Source organism: Providencia sp. PROV_01 (genome assembly GCF_053098325.1).
Genome location: NZ_JBRFKD010000002.1, coordinates 1,820,149 through 1,841,460 on the forward strand (window position 1 = coordinate 1,820,149; position 21,312 = coordinate 1,841,460).

17 protein-coding genes are annotated in these 21,312 nt (G+C 41.3%); 13 read left to right on the forward strand and 4 right to left on the reverse strand.

The genetic code is table 11. From position 1 onward, the window contains the following. Positions 1 to 16: 16 nt before the first annotated feature. The 3 genes from ACU696_RS08805 to hemP all read right to left on the reverse strand — a co-directional run bounded on the left by ACU696_RS08805 (position 17) and on the right by hemP (position 3,709). Positions 17 to 1,066 carry a hemin-degrading factor gene (locus ACU696_RS08805; protein WP_004912947.1) on the reverse strand — a complete coding sequence of 350 codons (1,050 nt, stop codon included), beginning with the start codon at positions 1,064 to 1,066 and terminating at the stop codon, positions 17 to 19. A gap of 25 nt (positions 1,067 to 1,091) precedes the next feature. Continuing rightward, on the reverse strand, positions 1,092 to 3,104 hold the full coding sequence (locus ACU696_RS08810; RefSeq protein WP_117162497.1) for a TonB-dependent hemoglobin/transferrin/lactoferrin family receptor: 2,013 nt from the start codon (positions 3,102 to 3,104) through the stop codon (positions 1,092 to 1,094). A gap of 431 nt (positions 3,105 to 3,535) precedes the next feature. After that, positions 3,536 to 3,709: a hemin uptake protein HemP gene (gene hemP, locus ACU696_RS08815; RefSeq protein WP_004912942.1), complete on the reverse strand. Its 174-nt coding sequence runs from the start codon at positions 3,707 to 3,709 to the stop codon at positions 3,536 to 3,538. A 209-nt stretch (positions 3,710 to 3,918) separates the two neighbouring features. On the opposite strand from hemP, the gene ACU696_RS08820 reads away from it, so the two are divergent. The 11 genes from ACU696_RS08820 to fhuB all read left to right on the forward strand — a co-directional run bounded on the left by ACU696_RS08820 (position 3,919) and on the right by fhuB (position 17,689). Further along, the gene (locus ACU696_RS08820; protein ID WP_209101964.1) at positions 3,919 to 4,548 is read left to right on the forward strand and encodes an NAD(P)H-binding protein; all 630 of its coding nucleotides are present in this window, start codon (positions 3,919 to 3,921) and stop codon (positions 4,546 to 4,548) included. Between the two features lie 26 nt (positions 4,549 to 4,574). After that, positions 4,575 to 4,802, forward strand: a complete 228-nt coding sequence (locus tag ACU696_RS08825) for a hypothetical protein (protein ID WP_004912936.1) — start codon at positions 4,575 to 4,577, stop codon at positions 4,800 to 4,802. A 401-nt stretch (positions 4,803 to 5,203) separates the two neighbouring features. After that, positions 5,204 to 6,256, forward strand: a complete 1,053-nt coding sequence (locus ACU696_RS08830) for a UDP-glucose--hexose-1-phosphate uridylyltransferase (protein ID WP_004912933.1) — start codon at positions 5,204 to 5,206, stop codon at positions 6,254 to 6,256. Between the two features lie 80 nt (positions 6,257 to 6,336). After that, the gene (gene galK, locus ACU696_RS08835) at positions 6,337 to 7,491 is read left to right on the forward strand and encodes a galactokinase (RefSeq protein WP_117162495.1); all 1,155 of its coding nucleotides are present in this window, start codon (positions 6,337 to 6,339) and stop codon (positions 7,489 to 7,491) included. Between the two features lie 33 nt (positions 7,492 to 7,524). Next, on the forward strand, positions 7,525 to 8,565 hold the full coding sequence (gene galM, locus ACU696_RS08840; RefSeq protein WP_109913139.1) for a galactose-1-epimerase: 1,041 nt from the start codon (positions 7,525 to 7,527) through the stop codon (positions 8,563 to 8,565). Positions 8,566 to 8,719: 154 nt separating this feature from the next. After that, positions 8,720 to 9,724, forward strand: a complete 1,005-nt coding sequence (locus ACU696_RS08845) for a substrate-binding domain-containing protein (protein ID WP_004912929.1) — start codon at positions 8,720 to 8,722, stop codon at positions 9,722 to 9,724. Positions 9,725 to 9,986: 262 nt separating this feature from the next. After that, a complete protein-coding gene (locus ACU696_RS08850) occupies positions 9,987 to 11,618 on the forward strand; it encodes a sodium/sugar symporter (protein WP_036958441.1) in 1,632 nt (543 codons plus the stop codon). A gap of 287 nt (positions 11,619 to 11,905) precedes the next feature. Continuing rightward, on the forward strand, positions 11,906 to 13,981 hold the full coding sequence (locus tag ACU696_RS08855; RefSeq protein WP_109913141.1) for a TonB-dependent siderophore receptor: 2,076 nt from the start codon (positions 11,906 to 11,908) through the stop codon (positions 13,979 to 13,981). A 48-nt stretch (positions 13,982 to 14,029) separates the two neighbouring features. After that, positions 14,030 to 14,812, forward strand: coding sequence for an ABC transporter ATP-binding protein (locus ACU696_RS08860; protein ID WP_004261670.1), 783 nt, complete (start codon positions 14,030 to 14,032; stop codon positions 14,810 to 14,812). Continuing rightward, positions 14,803 to 15,729 carry an ABC transporter substrate-binding protein gene (locus ACU696_RS08865; protein ID WP_123381777.1) on the forward strand — a complete coding sequence of 309 codons (927 nt, stop codon included), beginning with the start codon at positions 14,803 to 14,805 and terminating at the stop codon, positions 15,727 to 15,729. Before ACU696_RS08860 ends, ACU696_RS08865 begins: the two co-directional genes overlap by 10 nt. Next, positions 15,719 to 17,689 carry a Fe(3+)-hydroxamate ABC transporter permease FhuB gene (fhuB, locus tag ACU696_RS08870; protein ID WP_196719346.1) on the forward strand — a complete coding sequence of 657 codons (1,971 nt, stop codon included), beginning with the start codon at positions 15,719 to 15,721 and terminating at the stop codon, positions 17,687 to 17,689. Before ACU696_RS08865 ends, fhuB begins: the two co-directional genes overlap by 11 nt. Before the next feature lie 177 nt (positions 17,690 to 17,866). Here the strand turns inward: fhuB and ACU696_RS08875 are convergent, their stop codons facing one another. Beyond that, positions 17,867 to 18,847, reverse strand: a complete 981-nt coding sequence (locus tag ACU696_RS08875) for a LacI family DNA-binding transcriptional regulator (protein WP_004912912.1) — start codon at positions 18,845 to 18,847, stop codon at positions 17,867 to 17,869. Positions 18,848 to 19,116: 269 nt separating this feature from the next. On the opposite strand from ACU696_RS08875, the gene ACU696_RS08880 reads away from it, so the two are divergent. After that, on the forward strand, positions 19,117 to 20,034 hold the full coding sequence (locus ACU696_RS08880; RefSeq protein WP_110732086.1) for a GNAT family N-acetyltransferase: 918 nt from the start codon (positions 19,117 to 19,119) through the stop codon (positions 20,032 to 20,034). Between the two features lie 27 nt (positions 20,035 to 20,061). Next, positions 20,062 to 21,312, forward strand: a complete 1,251-nt coding sequence (locus ACU696_RS08885) for an MFS transporter (RefSeq protein ID WP_004912906.1) — start codon at positions 20,062 to 20,064, stop codon at positions 21,310 to 21,312.

A 21,312-nucleotide genomic window follows, 5' to 3' on the forward strand; every position in this document is an offset into this window, starting at 1 on the left:
AATAAGTTACCTAGGTTTAAATGCGGGGTAATGCGGTGACTTGTTGGCGCCATTGCTCTTGCTCTGGAGTCCCTTCCGTACGCTGCCCATACATTTGTGCGATTTGATTTCCTTGGTTATCGAAGACTTCAAGGCTTGTCACATGGCCATCTTGCGTTGGCTTACGTGTAACCCAGCATTCGGCGATACCATTTTCAATCATGTGCAAGGTGAAATCAGGATTGAAAATATTTAGCCACTTTAAGTCCGAACCTTCACTTTGGTATGGCATGATTTTTTTGATTTCACCAGTGAAAATTTGCACACATCCGCGGTTGCCCACAAAAATCATAATTTCGTTTTGATCTTTGAACGCAGTGTTAATCAGCTGATTGAAGGAATCATTAGGCACTTTCCAAGCCAAATCATCACTGACTGCGGCGAAAACTTGCTGGCGGCTGAGGTTATTTTTCTTCAGGAGAACAAAAAATTGGTGAACATCTGTCATGTTGCGCCATTCTTGTTCTAGCTGTTGTTTTAGCTCTTCACTAACGGGCTGGCTGGTAAATGGCGCTGCTGCTTCATGGATGAGTTCCGGGTTATCTTGGGTAGCATATTTTTCAATCAGTGCTTGCCATGCCGCCATATCCGTTTCATCGGTGGTGTAAACTTTATGTAGCGCATCACCTTGTTTATCAAAGAATTGGATACTATGGCGCTCACCGTGTTTGCTATCTTCTGTCAAAGCAAAGATAGCGTCCCAATGGCTGAAAAACATTCGTAAATCAAGGGCTCGAGGGTTTAAAATTAAGCCGCCATGTGGGCTAAATGTCGCATTGTCATAGCGACCAACTTGCTCATGAACCACATATTCGTTGCGTGTAATCGCTTTCACTTTTCCAACAGTGGCTAATTCTGTCAACAAAGTGGGGGCATCGACGTTTAAACGAACAGCTTTGTCGTGACCAACACGACTATGCAGGAGCTGAGCTTCAGATACATTTAAATAGGCGGCGAGATCGCGAGCGTATTTGGCTTTGTTCTCTGTTTTTGCTTGTTGGTAACGCTCGTAAAGTGCTGAATTCACGTTTATCTCCTTAATATTGTGTGAATTACCATTGGAAGCTGACAAGCAGCTTGGCATTACGTCCATCTTGAGGAATGCCTTGTGATGAGTAGTATTCTTTATCAAAAGCATTGCCTAACACGACACTGGTTTCTAACCCTTTGAGTTGTCCTTCACCTTGGTAGCTGACGTAGAAGTCATGCACGGCATAGCCGGCTTGTTGTTCAGCTTTAGAGGCTTTATTGAAGTCGGTATGGCGCGTAAACTCGCCTAACCAGCCCACTGAAAAACCGCTGTCTGCGATAGGCACAGCCAAATTACTGGTGACAGAATCAGGTTTAATTGATGTTATTGATTTTCCATTAGATTCATCTTTTCCTTCAGTATGGTTATAAGCCAAACTCCAATTGAAATAGTCGGTTTTATAATCCATCGAGGCATCCCATCCCCAAATTTTTGCACGTTTAGTATTGATTGATGTGGTGTAGTTATTTTGCAGAACATATCTATCAACATTCACATATGTGTTGATGTAATCTTTCGCTTTGGTATCAAAATAGCTGGCTTTAAATTGCAGGTTATCCCTTTCCATCAATAAGTCATCGAAACGCAGACCAAAACCATATTCTGCCGTACGGGTTGATTCAGGTTTCAGATTAGGGTTTGGTTTCCATCGATTAACGATTGGCCCCATTTGGAAGTGGACCTCGTCGTTATACATTTCCATCATAGAAGGGGCTCGGAAGGCTTCTGAATATGACGCAAATAGCATCGACCACTCTGTTGGTGTGATGCTAACGGCCCCTTTAGATGACCATTTGCCTTTTTTCACATCTTCATTGCCATCGGATGTGGCTTTATAGTGGTCATAGCGCGTACCGACAATAAAGGAAACAGGCAAATCTTTTAGGCTAATTTCATCTTGTAAAAATCCAGATGCAAAGGTGATGTCCGCATCGGGGAATTGGGTGGTATTTGCATAAGGGGTTTGTTTTTGCTTATAAGCTTCACTGCCGTAAGTCAGGTTATGTGACGCTAATGGCAAGTTATAAAAGTTAGAGCGGTTATCTGCTTTTATGCCATAAGTTTTTTGTGTACGGCCTTCATAGGGGGTTCCTTGGCCTTTTGCTGTGATATTAACATCGGAGTAATAAGGCGTGACTTTAAAATTTAACCATTCCTGTGAGCCCGGTTTGATTTGATAAGTCATCTGCGCATCACGTTGGCGGGTGGTGCGGTTAACTTTTAGATTGTCACTCCCCGCATTAATTTCTTGCGGATTTTTCGGCTCATTGGCATCGTTATTATAATAACGCACTTGGCCAGAAAGCTTTTGTGCATCATCAATTTGCCATGTACCTTTCGCGAGCAGGTTACCGATGGTTTCTTTGTTTTTCATGTCATCGCCATTACTCATGCGGACATTACCGGTTTCTTTAGTCACAAAACTGAATAGCCCATCAAGGTTATCACTACGGCCAAATGCGGTACCACCGAAACCGAAGCTATGATCGCCTGTAGCGGCTTCGGTAAAGACACGGAAACCGTGGTCTTGGCCTTCACGCAACAAATCTTTGGCATCAACTGTTTCCCAAGCAATCACACCGCCCATAGCACCACTGCCATAAAGCAAGGCTGAAGGGCCACGGATGATTTCAACTTGCTTAATCAAGGCAGGGTCGATAAACGTGCCATTGACATGGCCTGTATCTGTCCCTTGGCGAATACCATCAACTAAAGTCAAAATGCCGCGTCGATCAAACCCGCGCATATAAATATCTTGCCCATTCACTCGGCTGGTGCCGGTGACGCCAATCCCTGGTACTTTGCGTAAAATATCATTGACCGTGCTGGCCGTTTTTGTTTCAGGTGAATCGTTTTTAATCACGGTAACCATCATCGGGGTTTCGAAGCTGTCACGCTCGCTCCCTGTGGCATAGACGGTCATCACATCATGATGATTTTTTTTTGGTGTTGGCTCTGTTGTTTGTGCTTGAGCACTTGCTATTACGCCTAAAATGGCGCTGGTCAGGACTGACATTCGCAAAACAGGGGACATAATTGTGATACTCCATATAGTTTTTATCTGTATTAAGCAGAATGAATTCGTATTAGTTGATGATGATGCGTTGGTCTGGAGGACCTGAATTCGGTATGACACAGGAAAAATTGCATGTAAGCAGTGTCTGAACATAGCAAGAGGAGTAAACACATAATGAAAGTATAAAGCTGAGGTAATAGCAGACTACTGGTTTGTGTTCAGCAGGACTATTTAGGGTTTTGCACATGAAAGCGACCGCTGTGCGATAGTAAAGTATCGAGTGGCTATCCTTGCTAATTCGATATTTAGCGGTACAAATGTGGAATACAGACGTCAGTTTAAACTCCATAAGAAACCTTTTCCTATGTTTAGATTAAGCTGGCTGCCTGGATAATTGACCTAGGTGGCTTGCGAATTAAGTTTTGATGCGACTTACTTTGGGTACGGTTTTACTTAGTTAAGATCAACTTACCTGTACGCGTTTGTCTCAATTGATAAAGTTCGCCATTATGTTGAATTGAGACCTTACCGGCAGGGCCCAATAATTGTTGGCTTTCTATCACGTCAGTTTTAACGGTTTGTTTTGCCGTTTCGACGGTATTTTCTGCAACTGGGGCTGTCATATTATTTACCATACTAAGTTTGTTGATAATCGAAATGATATTGATAATGATTATCTTTAGAATGATTGCTAATATCAAGCAATTTTCACAATCAAACAACAAAAGAGCCACAAACAACTAAGTTAGTACGAAAAAACAGCATGAATCTAGTGGAAGCCCACTGACAAGGCTATAATTGAATTTCTCCATTCATTGCATGGGTGAATAAAATGAAAATATTACTGTTAGGCGCGACAGGGCTTGTGGGAAGTCATGTTTTATCCTTGGCTCTTGCAGACTCTCGTGTGACTCAGGTGATAGCACCAACACGACATGCATTAGCAGAACATGAGAAATTACAAGCACCTATTGTAGATTTTAATCATCTGCCTGATGAGGCTGCATTATGGGAAGTCGATGCGGTGATTTGTGCACTGGGTTCAACTCTCAAAGCAGCAGGGTCGAAAGCGGCATTTCGTCAAGTAGACTACACTTATCCTTTAACTTGTGCAGAGCTGGCCAAAAAATGGCACTGCCCGACATTTGTGTTGACTTCTGCTTTGGGGGCAAATGCGAAGTCACCTTTTTTTTATAGCCGAGTAAAAGGGCAGCTCGAACAAGATTTAATGTCACTGGGTTTTGATTCTTTAACTTTGGTTCGGCCGAATGTGATTAGTGGTGACCGCCAAACAGCGCGTTTGGGTGAAGTCGTTGTGATCCGTATTATTTCTTTTCTATCACCTATACTGCCAGCTAGTTGCCAAGTTAGCCCCGCAACAAATATTGCGAAAGCATTATTTGAGGCCGCTGTGGCTCCCTCTAAAGGGGTTCATGTTATTTCATCTAAGCAGCTGATATAACACTGAGTCGTTCATTTTTATTAGTTATGCTGATTTTTATTTCACATAAAAATGCCGCTGGGGCTTTAACAGGGTTTGTCAGTCTATTCGCTTATATTGGGGCATCAATCGCAGGATATTCATTATCAATCGTTATTGAAAAATACCAATGGAATGGTTTCTATTCCTTACTATTAGGCCTATCCATTTTCTTAATTTTACTGCTAATTATTGTAATGGTAATGACGAAGAAAGAGGTCAGCGTGGAAGGTTGATTCTTCTATAGCGTTATACTAAACCAAGTCTACAATAGTCGGCTTGATTGCTTGCAAACCTACCTCTGAATTTGTGTTAATAAACTCGATTACTTGCATCGCCGTCCATCTAAGGGGCGGCTTTTTACTTAACTTGCAGCCAAATATTATTATTTTACTCAAAATGGACAGCTTTATATTTTTGTGTAAACGATTACACTAATCGAGATGGATCACAGAATCCTATTGAAACTCGTTGCTATAATTCGTGGTAACGACAGGTTTGAAGGTGAAGTTATGCTTAAGCAGTATTGAGGGAGAAGATAAATGCAACAGGATCAACGATTGATGATAGGGCTGTGGATGGCTGCGGATAGCAATCAAATATCCCCAATGGTGATGAAATTGAGGAGACAGATAAGATGAATACAATGCCATTTAACCCTTCGGATTGCCCCCATCGTCGCTATAACCCATTAACGGGCCAATGGGTGTTAGTGTCTCCCCATCGAGCAAAACGCCCGTGGAGCGGTAAAGATGAAAAGTCATCAATAGAAGATTTACCTCAGTATGATGCACACTGCTTTCTTTGCCCAGGTAATACAAGGGTTTCAGGGGAGGTCAATCCTAACTACCAAGGGACTTATGTATTCCAAAATGACCATGGTGCATTATTAGCACAACCCTGTGCCCAACCTGATAATCAATCTGAGTTGTTTCAATCACAATCGGTGAGTGGTGTTAGCCGAGTGATCTGTTTCTCTCCTGATCACAGTAAAACACTGCCAGAGCTGTCTGTGCCTGAACTTGAAGGCGTTATCGAAACATGGCAGCAACAAATCGCCGAATTAAGTGAACACTATACTTGGGTTCAAGTTTTTGAAAATAAAGGGGAAATAATGGGGTGCTCTCAACCTCATCCTCATGGACAAATTTGGGCTAGTGATTTTTTACCCAATGAAATTGCACGTAAGGACCACTTTCTCGCGCAATATTATCAACGTCATGACCGTAATTTATTAATTGATTATATTAAAGCAGAACAACAAGATGGCTCACGGATTGTTGTTGAAACTCAAGAGTGGATTGCACTTGTCCCTTATTGGGCGGCTTGGCCATTTGAGACGCTGTTACTACCAAAACAACATATTCGCCGCATGGATGAAATGAATGAAGTCATTCGCGCAGACCTTGCTATAGCGCTAAAAAAACTCACAAGTCGCTACGATAACCTATTTCATTGCTCTTTCCCTTATTCAATGGGATGGCACTTTGCGCCTTTTATGAATGAAAGCCAAAGTATCGAACATTGGCAATTACATGCTTTATTTTATCCACCATTACTGCGTTCAGCGACAGTGAAAAAGTTCATGGTGGGGTATGAAATGTTAGCGGAAACCCAGAGAGACATCACGCCAGAACAAGCCGCGCAACGTTTACGTGAGGTGAGTGACTGCCATTATAAACAAAATTAAACCGCTAAATAATTTATCAAATTGTAATTAACTTGGCTGTGTGCTGGGTTAAGCAAATGACGTATTAAGGATAATAAAAAATGGAAACGTTAAAGCAAACTGTTGCCACATCGTTTGAAAAAACCTTTGGTTATCAACCTGAAATATATGTTCAAGCGCCAGGGCGAGTGAATCTTATCGGTGAACATACAGACTACAATGATGGTTTTGTTTTGCCTTGTGCGATTGACTACCAAACGATGACTGCAGCAGCAAAACGTGATGATCGCATCATTCGAGTCGTTGCGGCTGATTACCATAATGAGTGTGATGAATTCAGTTTGGATGGCGATATTACATTTTTGCCTGAAAAAATGTGGGCGAACTATATACGCGGCGTAGTGAAGTTTCTCTTACAAAGAGGGTTTTCGTTTAATGGTTGCGATATTGCAGTCAGTGGAAACGTTCCGCAAGGAGCGGGCTTAAGCTCTTCAGCTTCACTAGAAGTTGTGATTGGACAAACACTTAAAGCCTTGTATCAATTAGATATTAGTCAACAAGATATCGCGCTGAATGGCCAACAAGCTGAAAACCAATTTGTTGGTTGTAACTGCGGTATTATGGACCAACTGATTTCAGCTTGTGGTGATGCAGGCCATGCTTTACTTATTGATTGCCGTAGCTTGGCGCTATTTCCTATTTCCATACCTGATGATTTGGTTGTGATGATAATCAATTCAAATAAGCAACGAGGCTTAGTTGGGAGTGAATACAATACACGCCGCCAACAATGTGAAGAAGCCGCCAATTTGTTTGGAGTGAAAGCGTTGCGCGATGTCACATTTGATGATTTTTTGCAGCAGCAACACCAATTATCTCCTGTCGTTGCTAAGCGAGCCAAACATGTGATCAGTGAGAACGAGCGTACTTTGGCGGCAGCAAAAGCATTAACGCAAAATGATTTATTGCAACTAAGCGAATTAATGGCGCAGTCACATATTTCCATGCGTGATGATTTTGAAATCACAGTTAAAGAAATTGATACTTTAGTGGATATCGTTAAGTCCGTTTTAGGTGTTCAAGGCGGGGTACGTATGACTGGAGGGGGCTTTGGTGGCTGTGTGGTTGCAGTGATGCAGCAGCAATGTGTTCAACCAGTGATTGACGCGGTAGAAGCGCAATACCAGAAAGCGACAGGTTTACAAGCCGATATTTATGTATGCCAACCTAGCTCAGGTGCGAGTGTGGTGCGTTAAAAGCAAATCAACACATTGAGAAGTTGAAATAACATGATGTTTACTCAAGAAAAAAATCAGACATTAGGTTCACCCAAAGTCGTCGTGTTAACCAACAAAAATGATATGGAAATTACCCTGACAAGTTTAGGGGCAAGTTGGTTAAGTTGTATTTTACCACTAGCGAGTGGGAAACGAGACGTTGTCCTAGGTTCGCCAAATATGGATAAACAGAAGGAACAAGACGTGTATTTGGGGGCGACAGTGGGGCGCGTGGCTAACCGAATCACGAATGCACGCTTTTCTATTCATGGTGAAAATTATTTAGTATCAGCCAACCAAGGGGTGAATTGCTTACATGGTGGGAAAGATAATTTTAGCTATCGAGTTTGGGCAGTTTCACAGCCTAGTGCTCAACAGGTTATTTTTTCACTTATTTCGCCAGATGGTGACCAAGGTTTTCCTGGGGAATTGAACGTTGAGGTGAGTTATGAATTAACGGATGAAAACCAAGTGATTATCCGCTATAAACACCAAACTACAAAGAGCTGCCCTGTGAACCTAACCAATCATGCTTATTTTAATTTGGCAGGTGAAGGTAGTGATAAAACAGCTCTAGATCACGCTCTTACGATTTACAGTGATTGTTATTTACCGACAGATAAAGCAGGGATCCCCAGTGGGGAGTGGCGTAATGTGACTGGTGGTAATTTTGATTTTCGCCAAAGCAAGCTCATTGGCCGCGATTTTCTCCAAGATAACGACCAAGTTTCTGCCGGGGGATATGACCACACATTTATTCTCGATACAGCTCGTATTGATGGACGGCAAACGGTGGCATCGCTGTGTGCTCCCGAGAGGGACGTAAAAATGAATATTTCTACAACGATGCCCACCATGCAGCTTTATACAGGGAATTATTTGATTTCAGTTGCGGGTAAAACAAAATCGTATACGCCTTTTTCTGGTGTTGCATTTGAAACGCAATTTCCACCTGATGCAGTTAACCACCCTGAATGGGGGGAGCGATACAGCCCGATTTCACAGCCTAATCAAATATATTGTAGTGAAACGTGTTATCAATTTATTTTTTAGGCCTACTGTTGATTAACACCGCTGAAATGCGGTGTTTTATTTTTCTATATTATGCATAGATGAGTCTTAGCTAAATAATTTTAATATGCGCTATGCCATTGTTTTTAATTCTAGCTCATTGTTTAATAAGCCATCCTAATTGTAGAGGTGCACGATGGCGACAATCAAAGATGTGGCAAAAGAAGCGGGTGTTTCTGTTGCAACTGTTTCACGGGTGATTAATCAATCACCTAAGGCAAGCCAAGCTTCTATTGCATCAGTAAAAAAGGCAATGAATAAGCTAGGGTACCGCCCAAATGCGGCGGCTCGCGCGTTAGTGAACCAAAGCTCAAATACAATTGGGGTGCTCGTTAACGATGTGTCAGACCCATTTTTCGGTGTTATGGTTAAAGCTGTTGATGCGGTAGCTCATAAAAATGGTAAACATATCTTGATTTGTAACGGTTATCATAATGCAAAGGAAGAGCGCCAATCTATTGAGCTGTTGATTAACAACCGCTGTGATGCTTTGGTCATTCACTCTAAAGCCCTTGATGATGCAGAACTACTCCAATATGCGAACGAAGTCCCGAGTATGGTACTGATCAACCGCCATATTGATGAGATTGCAACCCGCTGTATTTCATTAAATAACTACAAAGGTGCCTACTTAGCGACGGAACACCTCATTCGTCATGGACACACTAAAATTGCGTACATCTCTTCAAATCACCAAATTGAGGATGCGATACAACGTTTGCAGGGCTATCGAGACGCATTGAAAAATAATGGTATTCAACTGCCTGATAGCTATGTTGAATATGGTGCTCCTTATGGGGAAGGTGGCGAGCAAGCGATGACTAACTTGCTGATAAAATCACTTGAGATCACTGCGGTCGTGGGCTACAACGATTTTATGGCTGCGGGGGCCATCGCGGTATTAGATGAAAATGAAATTCACTCGCCAGAACAAGTTTCGGTTATTGGTTTTGATGATGTATTGATTGCCCGCTATATCCATCCACGCTTAACAACGATTCGTTATCCCATTCAAATGATGGCAGAAAAAGCCACTCAGTTAGCACTTTCCTTAGCAAGAGGGGAAAAAACGACAGTTGAAAGTTTGATTTACTCACCGACACTGGTTCAACGTAATTCAGTTAGGCCTTTGCACGCCTAGTGATTTTATAGGCATAAAATTACCGCATTTCGTGTAAACGTTCTCATTAATATTTGATGAGCTTCACGGAATCATCAAAAAATAGATTACTTTCGAGTAATTCGTCTTCGTTCTTTTCTAAAAACTTGCATTAAAATCTGTTATTTAACTCACTAAGTTAACGTTGTTGAGGATATTGTGAAAATATGTGATTCATTTAACGGTGATATTTTGTGGTAACGTTTACACTGGCTTCGTGATCATTTGGCGAAGGAATTTGATTATGCAAACTGAAGGGGTTGGGTTAAGCACATTAGATTACGGAATATTCATTCTGTATGTGCTTATCATTATTAGTGTGGGTCTTTGGGTTTCTCGAGATAAAAAAGGACAAAAAAAAGGTACAAAAGACTATTTTCTGGCAGGAAAAACATTACCTTGGTGGGCGATAGGTTCTTCACTGATTGCGGCAAATATCTCTGCAGAGCAGTTTATTGGTATGTCCGGCTCTGGCTTTTCAATTGGTTTGGCCATCGCATCCTATGAATGGATGGCAGCACTAACTCTGATTATTGTCGCAAAATACTTTATGCCCGTATTTATTGATAAAGGTATTTTTACCATTCCAGAATTTGTTGAAAAACGCTTTAATAAAACGTTAAAAACGATTTTAGCCGTATTCTGGTTAGCATTATTTATCTTTGTTAATTTAACTTCAGTTCTCTATTTAGGGTCGTTAGCATTACAGACAATCCTAGGCATTCCAATGCATTATGCTATTTTTGGTTTAGCATTATTTGCAGTGATTTACTCTCTTTATGGCGGGCTATCTGCGGTTGCGTGGACGGATGTCGTACAAGTTTTCTTTTTAATTTTAGGCGGTTTTTTAACCACAATAATGGCGGTGAGCTATATTGGTGGTGATGCGGGTTTATTCGCGGGTATGAGCCGTATGGCAAGTGAAGCGCCTGCACATTTTGAAATGATTTTAAGCCAAGACAACCCGCAATTTAGCAATTTACCCGGTATTGCCGTATTAATTGGCGGACTATGGGTTGCCAATTTATATTACTGGGGCTTCAACCAATATATTATTCAACGTGCATTAGCGGCCAAATCAATTAATGAAGCGCAAAAAGGCTTGGTTTTTGCGGCATTTCTCAAACTGATTGTCCCAATCCTTGTTGTTGTACCGGGTATTGCTGCATTTGTGATTGTTTCTGACCCTGCATTACTGGCGGGATTAGGAACAATGGCACAAGAGCATATGCCTACACTGGCCCAAGCGGACAAAGCCTACCCATGGTTAACTCAATTCTTACCTGTCGGCGCTAAAGGGGTCGTATTTGCGGCATTAGCTGCAGCTATCGTTTCTTCTTTAGCTTCCATGTTGAACTCAGTGGCAACTATTTTCACCATGGATATCTACAAAGAATACATTGCTCCATCAACCGCGGATCATAAGCTAGTGAATGTCGGCCGGATTAGTGCAGTTGTTGCGTTAATTGTGGCATGTTTTATCGCACCATTATTAGGTAACATTGGGCAAGCTTTTCAATATATTCAAGAGTATACGGGGTTAGTTAGCCCTGGTATTTTAGCGGTATTCTTACTAGGCTTATTTTGGAAGAAAACCAATGCAAAAGGTGCGATTATCGGTGTGCTGCTCTCAATTCCGTTTGCGCTATTCTTAAAACTGATGCCGTTAGGTATGCCATTCCTTGACCAAATGATGTACACCTTCTTCTTTACTGCAGTCGTGATTGGTTTAATTAGCCTGACAACGGCAAAAGAAGATGACTGTGAGGGGGCGATTATTTTAACGTCCGAGACCTTTAAAACGTCGACAGGTTTCAATATCGCATCCTACGCAATTATGGTTATCTTATGTGTGCTATATGCGCTGTTCTGGTAGTGCAATATTTCTAACAACCTGATAAGTAAATGATAGCACTAGGCGGGAAGGAACACTCCCGCCTTATTTTTTGCATTTATTAACTTAAATAATGACCTAACATTAGTATCGAAATCATTTTCGTTATTCTCGCTGAATAATCTCCCTTCTTTATGTATGGTTAATTGTATCTAAATTGATTTTTTTAATAACTATTTGTTATAAGTAAATATGCCAAATTGATTTTAATTTGACTTATTTTTAGGAATAATACTGAGACTTATTATTATTATCATTGGAACTATTTTGTGAAAAATTTAGGTTTATTTCGTTTACATCAGGTTGCCATTTTCACCTTGTTAGCGCTGGCTGTTCAAAACCAATCCATGGCAAATGAACAAAATAGCGACAAACAAGACTCTTTCGTTGTCAGTGCACAAGCACTCAAAGTGAATACTGCGCTGCAAGAAACGCCAAAATCTGTTTCGATTATTACGGAACAAGATTTGACTATACATGCTCCGCAAAAAATTGATGAAGCACTTCGTTATACTTCGGGGGTTGTTGCACAGCCTTACGGGGCTGATAATGATACTGATTGGTTCAAAGTTCGTGGTTTTGATGCCGCAACCTATTTAGATAATAGCCGGTTATATCGAGATGGCTACTATACTTGGTTGCTTGAGCCTTATGGGTTGGAAAGTATTGAAGTCGTGAAGGGGTCATCAGCCGTTCTCTTTGGCGAATCCACTCCTGGAGGCGCTGTTAACTTAGTAACGAAAAAGCCATCTATTAATGCTAAAAATGAAATATTTTTAGAAGCGGGTAATAACGATCATCAAGCGCTAGGCTTTGATCTTTCTACAGCATCAGCCGATGCAGGTGCCCGCTACCGTTTAGTGGGAACGATGAAAAAATCGGATGGGGAACTCAAAGGCACGGATAATAAACGTATTTATCTGGCGCCAAGTGCGGCATTTGACTTGTCTGATCAGACTGTACTTACGTTAATGGGAACGTATCTGCACGATGATGGTACGCCCACGAATCCTTTTTTCCCAGCGGCGGGAACATTAATTCACTCTAATTACGGTAAAATTAAGCCATCAACCAATTTAGGTGAGCCTGATTACGATAAATACAAGCGGACTCAGTTCTCAGTGGGTTATTTATTAGAACATCAATTTAATGATGAGTGGCGTTTTGCGCAGCGTGTAAATTATGGTTACAACGACCTAACACTCAGAAGTGTTTATGCTTTCTTTAATGCAGACCCTACCGTGCAGGAATTGGGGCAAGGTATTGTTTTTCGCGATGGTAAAAACCAAAGTTTTAGTTTTGATAACAATATCGTCGGTGAATGGGATAGTGAGCGGTTTGAAAATACCTTACTTGCGGGTATTGAATTCCAATATCATCAAACCAAAGGCGATGAACAGGATAATTATGCTTTTGGTAAAATTAACCCTTGGAAGCCAGTTTATGGGCACTATACCCCACTTGACCCATCAAATAACATTCATCGCACTATTGATAAAACACAAGCTAGTATTTATTCACAATACCAAACAAAGCTTGATAGCAAATGGATTGGGGTCGTTGGTGCACGTTATGATTGGGTAAAAACTGAAAATAAAGCACATAAAAAAGCAGAAGATGAGTCTAGAAATGATGGGCAGATGAGTTTAAATGCGGGTTTAATGTATATTGCTGACAATGGCATTTCACCTTATTTAAATTACTCTCAATCTTTTGAAGTTCAATCGACAATCGACCCAACAACCCAAAAACTATATAAACCACTTAAAGGTGAGCAATTTGAAGCAGGTATCAAATATACACCTTATTTTATGGATGGTTATTGGAATATTGCTTGGTTCGATATCGAACAAAAAAATGCGTTAGTCACAACTCCTGAACACCCTGTTGCAACACAAACAGGTAAAGTCACTTCACAAGGTATAGAAACAGAACTATTTGCAAGTGTTACTGATAATTGGGATATTAAAGCGACATACACTTATACCAATGCGAAAACAGATCAAACAGGTGGTAAGGGACGTAAACAGGCTGGTATGATCCCCAAACATATGGCGACTGTCTGGACTGACTACGAAATTCCAATCGTGAGTAACCAGTCGTTAAAACTCGGAACTGGTATTCGCTATTATGGTCAATCAAAGGATAACCCAGCAAGCAGCAACCTTTCTGTTCCTAGTGCGACGCTCTGGGATATGGCCGCGATATATCAATTATCGAACAATTGGCAGTTCCAGTTCAATATGAATAACATCCTCAATAAAGAGTATGTTTCATCCTGTGATACCTGGTGCTATTACGGCCAATCGCGCTCATTTGTGTTACAAACAAAGTACACTTGGTAATTTTAAAAAAGGCATGCTAATAATGTTGGCATGCCTTGAGTCCTTTCTATGTTTCGATTAGCAAATATTAATATCGTTCGTGATCATCGTTCTATTTTATCTATAGATTCGCTAAATATACCGACAACAGAACTCACAGTAGTTCTTGGTCATAATGGTTCAGGAAAATCTACACTGGTTAATCTCCTTTCTGGGCAGATGGCACCGGATAGCGGGCAAATTGATTTAAATGGCACGAGTCTTTCTCAATATAAAACGAAAGAATTAGCGCAAAAAATCGCATATTTACCACAAAAACTGCCAGCCTCAGCGGGGCTGTCTGTGAAAGAACTTGTGCGGTTAGGGCGTTTTCCGTGGCGAGGTGCACTTGGTCGCTGGCAAGCTGACGATGAAATTATTATCCAACAAGCGATGGAGAAAGCTGGGGTTGAGGGGTTTTCCGCGAACTTAGCAGACAACTTGTCTGGTGGAGAGCGCCAGCGCGCATGGGTTGCCATGTTACTTGCTCAACAATCACCAGTTTTAATACTGGATGAACCGACTTCTGCATTAGATATTCACCATCAATACCAGTTAATGAATTTATTGAGTGAGCTTAATAAAGTTCATGGGATTGGTGTGATTGTGATCCTTCATGACCTCAACCTTTCTTTACGGTATGCAACACACATCGTGGCATTAAAAAAAGGAAAAATAGAATTTGAGGGAAAAAGCGTTCTTCTCCATGATGAAGCAAGGCTATCGTCACTCTACGATACTCCGATTAAATTAATACCACACCCTAGTTTTCCCGAGTCAGAACATCATAGGGTTGCTATCGTATGCGCTTAAGAATCAATTTGCTTGGCCTTATTTTATTAACAAGTACATTATTATGCTCATTTTATACACGGGCTTATTCTGTTACGGACAGTCGTGGTATTGTCGAGTTCAATTCGCCGCCTCAGCGCGTTGTGGTTTTAGATTGGGATTTGCTGGAACAGCTATTAACGCTTGAAATTACACCTGTTGGGGCCACGGAATTAGAGAGTTACCAGCAATGGGTTGTTGACCCTGTTGTTCCTTCTTCAGTCAAAGAGGTAGGAACCCGGGCTGAGCCTAATTTAGAGCAAATTGCCGCATTGAAACCTGATGTTATTATTGCAAGTAGCGCGCAAGAAGATTTACTGCCTTTATTGGAAAAAATAGCGCCAGTCGTTTATTTATCAAATTTTGCACGCCAAGATGACTCAGGGCTTGTAGCCATTGCGCATTTTAAAACGTTGGCTCGCTTATTTGACAAGACCTCTTTTGCTGATGAATATCTAATGAAAATGGATAAACGTTTTGCTGAATTAAGATCACAACTTGAACGTGCTTTTACAACGAAACCAAGTGTTGCTGTTATCCGGTTTTCAAGTTTAAGCACTATTTTTCTTTATACTGAGAATTCAACACTCAATTATGTTCTTGAACAGCTTGCATTAAAGCCCGCTATTTTAGTCCCCGCACGTCCTTGGGGAATAGAGCAGAGACGAATAAATTCATTGCAGTTTATAAATGATGGGTACGTGTTATACATCAAACCATTTGTAGAAGAAAAAAAACTGAATGACTCCATTTTATGGCAGTCTATGCCTTTTGTTAAACAAGGGCGGATAAATAGTGTTCGTCCCGTTTGGAATTATGGTGGTGTCTTTTCCTTGCAATTAATGGCGGAAGCATTAACAGAAAGCTTATTACAGGTTGCTCCTCATAATGACAACTAAACAGTACTCAATACTATTTTTTGTATTAATGGTGTTCGCGCTGATTAACCTTCAGCTCGAACCTGGGGTTACACTCAGTCAGCAATTATTTTTAGTTATCCATCCAGCTTCAGCCGATACATTTGCTGATTATTTTTATTTATATGGCCAATTACCACGCCTTGCTATGGCATTATTAGTGGGCGCGACTTTTGGTTTATTGGGCAGTTTGATGCAGCAATTAACACAAAATAATCTTACTTCACCACTAACATTAGGTTCATCATCCGGTGCTTGGTTAGCATTAGTGGTAGTCAATATTTGGTTTAGTAATGAGATTGGGTTATATCAAACGCTAGCTGCGATGGTGGGAGCATTACTTGCATTTGGGTTGGTAATATTAATTGCAGGTATTCGCAATATGACAGGCATTCCGTTGGTTGTTTCGGGAATGGTCATCAATATTTTGTTTGGTGCTATAGCGACCGCATTAATTACATTAAATTCTCAATTTGCACAAAACATTTTTATGTGGGGAGCAGGAAATCTAGCGCAAGATGGCTGGCAAAAAGTGGTTGGTTTATTACCTTTATTGTTCCCTATCATTATTATTATCTGTTTTGCACCTCGTATTTTGACATTATTGAAATTAGGTCATGAGGGGGCTAAAGCTCGTGGCTTATCCGTTTTACCTACTTTCTTACTTTTTATTGTTTTAGCATCTTGGTTAGTGGCGGCGACTATTTCAACTGTAGGGGTTATTAGTTTTATTGGTTTATTAGCCCCAAATATAGTACGGCGAATGGCGAATATGAGTACAAGGCAAGAGCTATTAAACAGTGCAGTTGTAGGCGCGATTTTATTGCTTCTTGCAGACAGCGGGGCTATCGCACTAACAAACTACCTTAATATTGTGGTTCCTACGGGGGTAATGACTGCTGCTATTGGCGCTCCTTTATTGATCTGGTTTAGCCGCCGAGCAATGACAGCCCAAGATCAATTATCGATAGGGTTATTACCAACAAAAATAATACTTTCCAAAACCACGGTATGTATTCTTATTTTATTGTTAGCAAGTGGAGTTGTATTTTCACTTTGCTTACAAACGAATGGTGAACAATATTATTGGCAACTGCCATCAAGTTTTCAATGGGATATTAAATGGCCTCGTTTATTAGCGGCTATATTCTCTGGCTTAGCATTGAGTATTGCAGGCGTTTTATTACAAAGAATTATTTATAACCCGTTGGCCAGCCCAGATATTTTAGGGGTTTCTTCAGGTGCTACAGCGGCACTTGTTCTATTTAGTTTACTATTAGGCACTGCTATTCAAACCTCATTTTGGGGTATTGCTTTAATCGGGAGCCTGATTGTATTAGGGCTATTGTTGTACCTAGGTAAACGACATCAATACGCACCAGCAAGCTTAATTTTGACAGGGATCTGCCTAACGGCAACGTTAGAAGCTTTTGTTCAGTTCTTTTTAGCTCAAGGTACATTGAGTAGCTATCGGATATTATTATGGCTTTCAGGGTCAACTTATCGTGTGGAAGGGCAACAGGCCATTATTTTTTCAATCAGTATTGTTGTGTTAGCTATATTAGCGATCACGTTAAATCGTTGGCTAGTTTTATTATCAATTAGTCGGTCATTTGCACAGGGAAGAGGACTAAATTCACAATTAGCGACTATATTGCTATTAATCTTAGTTGCATTATTGTGTGCTTTTGTCACTTCTACTGTTGGCCCTATTGCATTTCTTGGTTTAGTTGCACCCCATATGGCTTTTTTAGTTGGCGCTAAAAAGGCGAAACAACAACTTATTATTAGTGGGTTGATCGGCAGTATATTAATGGTTTGGGCAGATTGGCTAGGACAAATTATTATTTATCCAACACAGATAGCTGCTGGAATATTTGTCGCTATTTTAGGTGGTGGGTATTTTTTATTGCTGATGGCGATGAATAAAATCAAGTCATAATTTATGGTATAAATATGGCTAGCCAAATCGCTATTCAAGGAGACCTAACTAATATTGATAAGTCAGGTCATATCGCTATGGCCATAAAAAAATATAAATACGAAAAGAAAATAGTAGTATTTATCTTATCCGTATTATTTCAATATCACAGCTCCAGAATGGAAATAAAAAGGTGAGTTAAGTTGAGCCACGCTCAATTAATTGCCATTCGAGGATTTCATGGCTGTCATCGAGTTTCGGGTGCTTAATTTTATTGAGAAGCAGTTGAACGCTACGGATGCCAAATTGATGCATCGGCTGTACAATAGTACTTAATGGCGGCGTAGTTACTTGACCGAAGGGCACACCATCAAACCCTAACACGGCAATATCATTCGGAATATGCCAACCTTGCTGATGCAAAACACTCATTGCACCGCCTGCAATGACATCAGAAATCGCGAATACGGCATCGGGTTTGGGCGCATTTTGCAGTAACTTTTCCATGGCCTTCGCCCCCGCGGTGTAATCTAATTCTTCTACATATTCGATTTTACAATACTCAAAGCCAAGTTCAGCGAGGGCCTTTCGATACCCTTGTTCCCGTTGCTGCGAATAGAGGTAACGCATATCACTGTTAATTAAAGCAATGCGTTGGCGATTTTTCGCTGCTAAATGATAAACGCCAGCGCTAGCGGCTTGTAAATTATCAATAGTAACCGAAGACGCACGAAATTCAGGATCCCCCTCACCACACTGCACCCACGGAAAATCCCCAATCATATCAGTAAGTCCCGGCAAACAACTCACTGCGTCCATAGTGATGACGCCATCAACAACTTTACCTCTGAGTAAACTCAGATAAGCGGATTCACGCGTTGGATTGGATTCAGAATTACATAACAAAATATGATAGCCGTGGCGTTCCGCTTCTTCTTCAATACCTCGTACAACCAGTGAACAAAAGGGGTTAGTTATATTAGACACCAACACTAATAGCATGCGACTACGTGAGGTGCGTAGTTGGCGCGCTAATAAATTAGGCTGATAATTACACTGAGCGATGGCGGCGAGAACTTTATCGCGAGTTGCCGGTTTGACAATATGTTGATCATTCAATACCCGTGAAACCGTTGCGGCAGAGACTCCTGCGATTTTCGCCACTTTTTCTATCGACATTGTTCACTTTTCCTTTTGTCTATTGCCATCCACAGTATGCAACATCGTGATGAAAAGTACGATTGATACAAGCAACTTGTGATGCAGATTGCAAATTTATCTTTTAGGTCATTATTGAACCATTCAGCTAGTTGCTGAAAGAAACAATTTGGCTATATTTTATAAATGAAATCGATTTCAGTAAAAATGTAATCGATTTCATTTTTGAGTTTAGCTGCCATTTAGTGAAAAGCCTCATTTTATAAACAATAAAACATGAGAGGTAATGAATGGATATACAACTACAGCTTGCGAAATACACTGATCGGAGTGAAGTCGCGCATTTGATTTATCACTCAACGAATGTCTGGTACCAGCAACATGGTTTAGGCGAAATATTTCAGTCTGCGCCTGAAGAGTGCCATTTATTTGTTGATGTATACCAACAACTTGATCCCGACTACCACTGGGTAGCCCGTGATTCACAACTTAATATTCTTGGCTCGTGTTTTTTTCACCCACGAGAAACCCATTTGGGTCTTGGGATTATGAATGTCCATCCCAATGCATTTGGACAGGGTATTGCAAAGAAATTATTGTCCAAAGCAGATGAATTAGCAGGAAATATCCCCATTCGCTTAATTTCAAGTGCCCTGAATTTAGACTCTTATTCTCTTTATCGCCGCGGCGGTTTTACACCTTATGCAATTTACCAAGATATGGCGATTTCAGTACCAGAGCAAGGCGTAAATCTCCCTCGTTTGACCGAAGGAATTGTGCGAGATGCTCGAACCGAAGACTTACCGGCTATTTTACAATTGGAAGCGGATTTATTGGGTATTAGTCGTCAGCGGGATATTGAATATTTTTTGAATGACACCAGCGGGTTATGGCGAATTGCAGTCTGGGAGCATAACCAGCGCATCGAAGGTTATCTTGCCTCTATCGCACACCCCGCATCGAGGATGCTAGGACCCGGCTGCAGCTATCGTGATGAGGTAGCGCTGGATTTACTCGGTTGGATGTTAGACAAACATCATCGTGGTGCGACGCCAGTAGTTTTAGTTCCCACAGAGCGAAGCGCACTATGCCAAGCGCTATTGCGATGGGGCGGTCGAATTTGTGAACTGCATCTTGCGCAAGCCAAAGGTTATGCGCAGAAACCAAGCGGCGTGGTTATGCCGTCCTTTTTACCTGAAAGTGGCTAATAAAAAATAGAAATTATTGGGGGTCTTATGGGTACAAATAGTCTTGCTCAAGGCGGTAAAAATACTGCCCATGTATGGGTAGTACCGCGATTGGCGTTAATGATGTTCCTTCAATTTTTTGTGTGGGGGGCATGGTATGTCACGCTAGGGGTTGTCATGGGGAAATATGGCTTATCAGCAATTATTGGTGATGCTTATTCGACAGGACCCATCGCCTCTATTTTATCTCCTTTTGTACTAGGGATGGTGGTTGACCGTTTCTTTGCATCACAAAAAGTGCTTGGCGTGCTGCATCTCATCGGTGCTGCTTTATTATGGATGATCCCAAGTTACTTTACGGGGGGTCATAGCGGTCTATTATGGATAATCTTTGGTTATATGCTTTGCTATATGCCAACTATTGCTCTTAGTAACAACGTTGCCTTTTATAGTTTACCGAACAGTGAGAAAGCGTTCCCAGTTGTGCGTGCATTCGGTACATTTGGTTGGATTGTCGCGGGGTTGATTGTCGGTTCAACAGGGTTATCAGATAGTACAGAAATTTTTACCTTGGCGGCAGCGGCTTCGTTGGTATTAGCGATTTACAGCTTTACATTACCACACACGCCAGCACCAGAACGGGGTAAGCCTGTAGCAATGCGCGACTTGTTATGTGCGGATGCGTTTGCCATGCTTAAGCAACGTCATTTCTTAGTTTTCATCATTTGTGCAATGCTGATCTCCATCCCATTGGCGGCTTACTATGCCTATGCGGCGCCATTTGTTGCAGCGACAGGGTTTACTAACGTTGGTGGCGTGATGTCTTTAGGGCAGATGTCAGAACTGTTCTTTATGTTATTGATACCCTTCTTCTTTGCGCGTCTTGGCATTAAAGTGATGTTACTCATTGGGATGCTGTCTTGGTGCTTACGTTATGTCATGTTTGCCTTAGGGATCGCTGAAGAACTGCGCTGGATGATTTATATCGGCATTTTCTTACATGGTATGTGCTATGACTTCTTCTTTGTTATTGGTTTTATCTATACAGACAAAGTTGCTGGCGAGAAAGTAAAAGGGCAGGCGCAGAGCTTGTTGGTTTTGTTTACCTATGGCGTGGGGATGTTAATTGGTTCACAAATCAGTGGCATGCTGTTCAATAGCATTGTTACAACGGAAGGCGCAGCGGCTCTGCCACAATGGCAAAGTTTCTGGTGGTACCCAGCGATAGGTGCGTTACTGATTGCCGCATTGTTCTTCTTCGCGTTCAACTATAAAGAAAAGCCAGTGGAGGGGAAATAA

Excerpts from the sequence above, each read along its gene's own strand:
- ACU696_RS08810 (WP_117162497.1), bottom strand. The coding sequence starts at position 3,104 with ATGTCCCCTGTTTTGCGAATGTCAGTCCTGACCAGCGCCATTTTAGGC.
- hemP (WP_004912942.1), bottom strand. The coding sequence starts at position 3,709 with ATGACAGCCCCAGTTGCAGAAAATACCGTCGAAACGGCAAAACAAACC.
- ACU696_RS08820 (WP_209101964.1), top strand. The coding sequence starts at position 3,919 with ATGAAAATATTACTGTTAGGCGCGACAGGGCTTGTGGGAAGTCATGTT.
- ACU696_RS08825 (WP_004912936.1), top strand. The coding sequence starts at position 4,575 with ATGCTGATTTTTATTTCACATAAAAATGCCGCTGGGGCTTTAACAGGG.
- ACU696_RS08830 (WP_004912933.1), top strand. The coding sequence starts at position 5,204 with ATGAATACAATGCCATTTAACCCTTCGGATTGCCCCCATCGTCGCTAT.
- galK (WP_117162495.1), top strand. The coding sequence starts at position 6,337 with ATGGAAACGTTAAAGCAAACTGTTGCCACATCGTTTGAAAAAACCTTT.
- galM (WP_109913139.1), top strand. The coding sequence starts at position 7,525 with ATGATGTTTACTCAAGAAAAAAATCAGACATTAGGTTCACCCAAAGTC.
- ACU696_RS08845 (WP_004912929.1), top strand. The coding sequence starts at position 8,720 with ATGGCGACAATCAAAGATGTGGCAAAAGAAGCGGGTGTTTCTGTTGCA.
- ACU696_RS08850 (WP_036958441.1), top strand. The coding sequence starts at position 9,987 with ATGCAAACTGAAGGGGTTGGGTTAAGCACATTAGATTACGGAATATTC.
- ACU696_RS08860 (WP_004261670.1), top strand. The coding sequence starts at position 14,030 with ATGTTTCGATTAGCAAATATTAATATCGTTCGTGATCATCGTTCTATT.
- ACU696_RS08865 (WP_123381777.1), top strand. The coding sequence starts at position 14,803 with ATGCGCTTAAGAATCAATTTGCTTGGCCTTATTTTATTAACAAGTACA.
- fhuB (WP_196719346.1), top strand. The coding sequence starts at position 15,719 with ATGACAACTAAACAGTACTCAATACTATTTTTTGTATTAATGGTGTTC.
- ACU696_RS08875 (WP_004912912.1), bottom strand. The coding sequence starts at position 18,847 with ATGTCGATAGAAAAAGTGGCGAAAATCGCAGGAGTCTCTGCCGCAACG.
- ACU696_RS08880 (WP_110732086.1), top strand. The coding sequence starts at position 19,117 with ATGGATATACAACTACAGCTTGCGAAATACACTGATCGGAGTGAAGTC.
- ACU696_RS08885 (WP_004912906.1), top strand. The coding sequence starts at position 20,062 with ATGGGTACAAATAGTCTTGCTCAAGGCGGTAAAAATACTGCCCATGTA.